The 3,796-nt window shown below is 52.5% G+C and carries 2 protein-coding genes and 1 pseudogene; 1 reads left to right on the top strand and 2 read right to left on the bottom strand.

Annotated features, from left to right (window positions below; genetic code table 11):
• Positions 1-346: 346 nt before the first annotated feature.
• Both HBN68_RS21825 and HBN68_RS21820 read right to left on the bottom strand, forming a co-directional pair.
• Positions 347-1,329 (bottom strand): annotated as a pseudogene (locus HBN68_RS21825) (IS5 family transposase).
• A gap of 525 nt (positions 1,330-1,854) precedes the next feature.
• The gene (locus HBN68_RS21820) at positions 1,855-2,205 is read right to left on the bottom strand and encodes a DUF3077 domain-containing protein (RefSeq protein WP_169962116.1); all 351 of its coding nucleotides are present in this window, start codon (positions 2,203-2,205) and stop codon (positions 1,855-1,857) included.
• 428 nt (positions 2,206-2,633) lie between these two features.
• Between HBN68_RS21820 and HBN68_RS21815 the strand changes: the two genes are divergently transcribed.
• Positions 2,634-3,683 carry an RHS repeat-associated core domain-containing protein gene (locus HBN68_RS21815; RefSeq protein ID WP_169966135.1) on the top strand — a complete coding sequence of 350 codons (1,050 nt, stop codon included), beginning with the start codon at positions 2,634-2,636 and terminating at the stop codon, positions 3,681-3,683.
• Positions 3,684-3,796 lie beyond the last annotated feature (113 nt).

The raw sequence follows: 3,796 nt of genomic DNA, 5'->3' as shown, positions 1-3,796 counted from the left end.
TGAGCTCGCTGTGCTCTTCTGACGTGAGGGTAATGTTCTGCGAGTTCATCTGCTCGCCTCCGGCCTGTTGTTGACGGGGAAAGCATAGCCAATTTTCGGAGACTTTATTTTAGAGACAGTACACTAGGGCCACCATTGCGTCGGTGAGTTCGCCGGGTTGGCGAGGGCCAGTTCCTAGGCCTATCGGCTTATTACCTTTAGGGATAGTCTGAAGTAGCCCCCTGTTTTCCGGCTACTGAGTCTTCGGGGCTCTCAAAACACGGCAGCCGTTCAAAATCGGTCAAATCTGCCCTTTATTTCATCCATTTTTGCCGCTGCAAGCGCCTCGCAGCAGTCATTTCCCTCATTACGGACGCACCTCTCCTGCGCTGGAGAGCAAATATCGACGCGCCATCCACAGGTTCGACAAGGCGAACAGCGTCACCATTTGAGCGGTGTTCTTTACCAAGCCCCGGAAGCGCACTTTCGTATAACCAAACTGGCGCTTGATCACCCGAAATGGATGCTCAACCTTGGAGCGAACCTGGGCCTTGGCTTTCTCGATCTTGCGTATCGCTTTGTACAACGCGCTGCGTTTTCCGTATTTTTTGTAGGTGCTGCGGCGGGCCGCAACCTGCCAGATGACTTGGCGTCCCGCATGTTCTTCGCGCTTCTCGACGCCGGTATAACCCGCATCAGCGCAAACCACGTTCTCAGCGCCGTGCAGCAGTTTATCGACTTGGGTTACGTCCGCGACGTTGGCTGCCGTGACCACCACGCTGTGCACCAGCCCCGAGTCATCGTCGACACCAATGTGCGCTTTGGCGCCGAAGTAATACTGGTTGCCCTTCTTCGTTTGGTGCATTTCCGGGTCGCGCTTACCGTCCTTAATCTTGGTCGAACTGGGTGCATGAATCAGCGTGGCATCGACGATGGTGCCTTGTCGCAGTGACAAGCCACGGTCGCCCAGATAGCCATTGATTACACCGAGAATGCCAGTGGCCAACTCGTGTTTTTCCAGTAGGCGACGGAAGTTGAGGATGGTGGTTTCGTCCGGGATTCGCTCCAAGCTCAGACCGGAGAACTGGCGCAAGATCGTCGTTTCGTAAAGCGCCTCTTCCATCGCCGGATCGCTGTAACCGAACCAATTCTGCAGTAGATGAACCCGCAGCATGGCCCTCAACGGATAAGCCGGACGCCCCCCCCTTCGCCCTTCGGGTAATGTGGTTCGATCAGTGCAATCAAACCCTTCCAGGGCACGACCCGATCCATCTCGATCAGGAACAGTTCCTTGCGGGTCTGCTTGCGCTTACCGGCGTACTCGGCATCGGCGAAGGTCATTTGCTTCATCATCGAAAGGCTCGGCGATTGGTGTCCGGTGATTTTGCCAAATCAGGAAGTCTTTTTCAGAATTTCCCTAACCAAGAGAGGTCCAGAAGCCGCCCTAACGCTGTCGATAGGTACTGCATTCGTCGCAGCGGGAGGTGTTGCGGAGTACAACCTCCCCCGCATCGCTCGTCTACTGCATAGGCAGGCAAGGGCAAGGCTGGGAGCTGCCATTATCACTCCGGAGCAAGGTTTTGCCTTGAGCCAGTCTCAAGCGATTGAGTTGTCAGATATTCTGACCAACATCGAGAGTGTAACCAGAGCAAATTACGACGAATTAACACGAGCCTACAGAACAATCGACGCACAGCAGAGGCAGATTACACAGCTACAAGCACGAGTAACGGGTGGCCCTCCTCCCGACATTGCAACTAATATTCGTCGATTGCCTGTTTAGAATGATTGCGGTATCTCAGCTGTTTTTCGATTCGGTCGTGGTTCGAACAGCAAGTTATTTAACGCGCCTGTCGCCAAGCAGGCGCGTGCGACTTAGTGCGTCACCAGGCTGTCCAGCGATTTATCGACATACGCCTTGGCCAGCTCCGCCAAGTGCACGATCGACAACACCACATCGCGCTGCGCCCCGTTCAAACCATTCCCCGCCTCGCTCGCCGTTGCTCCCATGCAGCGCAACAAGTCTGACGCCTGGGCCAAAGCCGCTTCTAAATTGACGCTGGACGAGATGGCATACGTGGAACTGCCCGCACTGCAAGCAGGCTTATGGTCGGTGAGGTAGTAGTCGAGCGCGCGATTGGCGGCCGCACGGTCCAGTGACTCGGGCGTGCACTGAGCTGCATCCTGCAGGGTGAAAGAGGGAGGGTCGGGAACAATTTTTTTCATGGAACAACTCCAAACTCATTTAGGGAGCAGTCACCGTTCGCTACTAAACGAATGGGTGGCAGCCGTACGCAGGTTAGTAGACCGGTGAGTTTGGAAACCGGCGCGCCCGAAGGCGCCCTGCGCACGGCCACCATAAAGTGGAGGCCTAAAAAAGCGCCTCTATCAGGTGGCGCCTTGCGCCAAACTCATACATCGGGCTACTAAACCCGGTCGCTGATTAGGCAGCGACCGGGCGAGACTAGACCCCGAATGTGAGCGGCGCAAGCGAGCGGGATTTTCTCGGAAGTTTCCTCGGATTGAAAGGGAGGCATCGTACGAAATGCCTGATTTCAACAGCCAGTAACCCCAGCCAACCTGTCAACATTGCCAGTAGTCAACGTGCGCGATCGAGCGCAATCTGATGGTCTCCCTGAGCCGAGCCTAAGCCGATGACAACCTACCATTATCACTACGACCCCCTCGACCGCCTGATCCACACGGCGGGCGTTCAACGCTTCTACAATCAATCGCGACTGACGACGGAGATTGAGGGCACGCAGAGTTATAGCGTGTTCCAACAGGACGGTCAGTTATTGGCTCAACGGCGACGTGACAGTACGAGCGATGAATGCAGCTTAGTGGGCACAGATTTACAGCAGTCGGTGTTGCACGTTATGGGTGCCGATAAACGCCACGTCATTGCTTATAACCCTTACGGCCATCGCCCGGTAGAGAATGGCTTGATCCGTTTATTGGGATTTAATGGTGAGCGGCCTGATCCAGTGACGGGGCATTATTTATTAGGCCAAGGTCACCGAGCGTATAACCCGGTATTAATGCGATTCAACAGTCCGGACAGTTTGAGTCCCTTTGGCAAGGGCGGATTAAATGCGTACGCCTATTGCTCCAATAATCCCGTTACACGTCGTGACCCGACGGGGAAAAGTTGGGCGACTTCAATCTTTGCTAGATTTAGTCAATTTGAATACAACAGGATAAACATGCCAGGTTTTGACTTTGCTATACAGGACGGTGTGCTGAATAGGAAGCTGACTCTCAACGCTGCAAATTATAACTTCATATTGAATAAATACCGTGGAAGCCCATACGCTTCAGTAGATAATTTAAGAAAGTATATTGAAAAAAATAAAAAAGATATTGAAGAAATTAAAAACGTGATAGCTGTCAAGGAAATAGAATATGAGAAAGAAAAGGCCATGCTGGATCTCATTAGGGAAAGTCCTGATGCCACTTCTAACAGAATTGAAAAAAGAGATTTTTTTGTACGTAGGACGAAAGAAAGTGTGGATACACTTAAAGAACTCCAAACTTTAAGTATAGCGCACTTAAAGACACTAGAAACCAACCTTTCCGACATAATGACAGTGGAATATCCACGCACCTCTGATTTTTTATATCCGCCAAGTGGTCCCTCTCGCAGCAGTCCAGCAAAGGCCGCAAGTAACATTCGCCGTAGCCGTAACTGTGCAGTGGTCTAATTTCCCCGGACACCTCGATAGGTGGAGAATGCATCTATCGAGGAGTTTTTCATGACTGGCAAACGCAGGACATTCGACGACAGCTTCAAGCTGCAGGTCGTAAAGATGATCAA

It is taken from the genome of Pseudomonas sp. WS 5078, assembly GCF_012985745.1.
Classification (GTDB): domain Bacteria; phylum Pseudomonadota; class Gammaproteobacteria; order Pseudomonadales; family Pseudomonadaceae; genus Aquipseudomonas; species Aquipseudomonas lundensis_A.
This window is presented reverse-complemented; position numbering and strand designations above follow the sequence as displayed.

Excerpts from the sequence above, each read along its gene's own strand:
- HBN68_RS21820 (WP_169962116.1), bottom strand. The coding sequence starts at position 2,205 with ATGAAAAAAATTGTTCCCGACCCTCCCTCTTTCACCCTGCAGGATGCA.
- HBN68_RS21815 (WP_169966135.1), top strand. The coding sequence starts at position 2,634 with ATGACAACCTACCATTATCACTACGACCCCCTCGACCGCCTGATCCAC.